The 2649-nt window shown below is 44.9% G+C and carries 2 protein-coding genes; both read left to right on the top strand.

Going from position 1 to position 2649, the window contains the following annotated elements; all coding sequences use genetic code 11:
• Positions 1-828 precede the first annotated feature (828 nt).
• The gene (locus HT737_RS29030) at positions 829-1470 is read left to right on the top strand and encodes a hypothetical protein (protein ID WP_182404547.1); all 642 of its coding nucleotides are present in this window, start codon (positions 829-831) and stop codon (positions 1468-1470) included.
• A gap of 66 nt (positions 1471-1536) precedes the next feature.
• The gene (locus HT737_RS29025) at positions 1537-2364 is read left to right on the top strand and encodes a putative phage abortive infection protein (protein WP_182401259.1); all 828 of its coding nucleotides are present in this window, start codon (positions 1537-1539) and stop codon (positions 2362-2364) included.
• The last annotated feature ends 285 nt before the right edge of the window (positions 2365-2649 follow it).

The following is a 2649-nucleotide window of genomic DNA, read 5'->3' as shown; positions in this document are numbered from 1 at the left end:
CCGAAAGCTATGGCTCAGCCTCGCCGCGTTGCTCATCAGTTCATGAGCGTACATCAGCATGTAACATAGGAAGGAACCACATAACTAACCAGATTAGCTTTTTTAATTAGTCGGCAAATATCTAGACTGGCTGGAGCTAAGTCAGGATTGATCTCCGTTATAAGGAAGTGCATTTGGCTTTTGCCGATTCACTCCTCAGCGGTGTTGGTGAGAGAGCTGCTAGAGCTGCGATCAAAAATGGGAAGAGTATGCTGGCTTATAGGCCGAACAAGGAACGGAGAACCCTATCATGGCAGTGCGCACCTACGACTATTTTGCTTGCCCCAGCGGCCACCAGGGTGAAGAGAAAACAACCGAGAACGATCAGCCGTATTCCAAATCCTGGGAGCGCGTATCGACCAAGGGCCTCAGAAGTGGCCCAAATGGCACCTATCTGTGTGAAGTTTGTGGCTTGCCAATGCGCCGCGTGACGAAGCCACAGCCCTAGGCCATTCAGAGACGAGACAATAACCGCTTTTGGCCGATTTCTGCCAGTCACGACAGGTTGAATCCACAGCCAAAAGCGGTTGTTTGTGAATGATTTCTTTAGGCCAAGTAGTGCTGATGGCGTTTGCTTATGCATGCTGGCAGAAACGTCGCCACGCACCGTAAAAATCGGACAGAAGCGCCTCTGCCTCACTGCCTCCATTTCAGCTGGATGACGATAGCAGTGAAAACGAATAAAGTGCTTAACGCACTCGCAATAGACAGGTAAAAGCATACAGCGGCTGACTTTGAGATGGGGTGTTTTTTCTGGTTTGATGCGTACTGAAAGAAGGGAGTCCTGCATTGAAAAAAATAATAGCTCTTGCGTTTTTAGTGTGTTTTTTTAGCGGTGCCATTTGGGGGGTTGGAGGTCTGAGTTTTTCTGGAAAACCGCTCCATACGAGCATTAAAGATATTCTGGAAGTAGGTAGTTATTGCGCAACTATATTTGTAGCTTTAATCGGCGTGAAAACGCTAACTGCTTGGCAGTTACAGTTTAAGCACGCCGAAAAATACAAAGCGATAAAGTCATTTCAGGACAAGCTTAATGGCGAGCAAGTTGGTGAGTCATATTTGTATTCAGTAATGCAAAAAGTAATCGATTCGATAAATCAGAGTGCTCCTATGGGGCTTCTTGATGGTGTTAAGTTTTTTAAAGAACGCGATTTGGCTTGGGTTCATCATTGTTTCGAAATGCAGCGGGCATGGGAAGAAATGGGGCTTTTCTTAACTGATGTCGAATTGAAATGTTTCAGCATTTCGCCGGTTGATCTTGAAGGCCGGGTTTGGGATGCGTACATGGTCATGCTGAAAAAATACGATGACAAAAATGGCGATGCTGGCGAAATGTTCAGAATTTGTCGGGAGGCTGTTGACCGGCTTAAAGAAGACTTCAGCAAGCTACGCCTTGATACCAAATGCCTGCTAAAAATAGTACTTGGGTAGGCTCGTAGCTGTTGTTCTAATTTTTATCAAGTGGCATTCACGGCTGTCTTCCACGAGTAACTACGTATGCTTCTGAAATATTTCACTTGTGTAGTTGGATCTGTGTCGAATTGGTTATTCAGCATCTTCGTTGTTGTGCTTGTGTTAGGTGCTTATTTTTTGTTTTTTGATTTTTTGACTTCGGAAATTCCAATCAGGAAATTGCCTGCGGCTGTTCGGGAGGGGACGTTTGGCGATAGCTTTGGAACGCTAAATGCTTTTTTTTCTGGCTTGGCTTTCTCGGGTGTTCTGTTGACATTGTTTTGGCAAAGAAAGGATCTTTCTGAAACTCAAAGGCAGATTAAAAGTCAGCAGATTGAGTCTCAGTTTTACAATATGCTGACGCTTCAGCATAACGTAGTCCAGGGCTTTGATTTAAAAAGGAATGGCAAAGTTACCATGGTGGGCAGAGACTGCTTTAAAACATGGGTTAAGCAGCTTAGAGAGTCCTACTCTAACTCTGGCGCCAGTCACCAAGCTAAAATGGTGATTGCTTATGAGGCGATGTGGTCTCGACATCAAGGTGATCTGAGTTTATATTTCAGAAGCCTATATTCGGTCTTTCGCTTTGCGTCAGAAAGTGAGCACGCAGAAAGCAAGAAATTTGGTGTTATTGCTAGATCGTTTTTGTCAGATTTTGAACTTGTTGTTCTTTTCTATAACTGCTTAAGCGAGCGTGGATGCAAGTTTAAGAAATATGTTGATGAGTTTGCAATATTTAATAATCTAGATCCGCGAATGCTTTTAGATGAAGGAGATGTAAGGCTTTTAAGTAGAGCTGCGTATGGGAACAGCGATGAAATATTGGCGATATATGATTTGCCCGGGGAGGGGCGCCAAAATTTTAATTCTTGAAGTTGAATCGCCACTGATTTCCTAGGCGAACTCGAGCGGCAGCTTTTGGCCGAGGCTGTGTAAAAACGTTTTTGAGCGCGACAGGTACTCAAAACCGGACTGAAAATCACGCTTCTACGCGAAATCCACATCTGTCGACGTGCCGCTAAATTTCAGATTCAACGTAGACGCGCATACTTAAATTTTGGCGAAGCGTTTTTACACACTCTGGGCCGACAGCGGTCGCTCCAGAACGTCCGCTTTTGGCCGAAAGCAGCCCCATCCGTAATTCCCTATCAGCCSMGT

The sequence above is a fragment of the Pseudomonas sp. MD195_PC81_125 genome, from assembly GCF_014060985.1.
Lineage (GTDB): Bacteria > Pseudomonadota > Gammaproteobacteria > Pseudomonadales > Pseudomonadaceae > Aquipseudomonas > Aquipseudomonas parakoreensis.
Note: the sequence above shows the minus strand (reverse complement) of the source record. Positions and strands in the feature narration are given on the sequence as shown.

What these genes read in the sequence shown, in the direction of transcription:
- HT737_RS29025 (WP_182401259.1), top strand. Translation starts at nt 1,537, where the DNA reads ATGCTTCTGAAATATTTCACTTGTGTAGTTGGATCTGTGTCGAATTGG.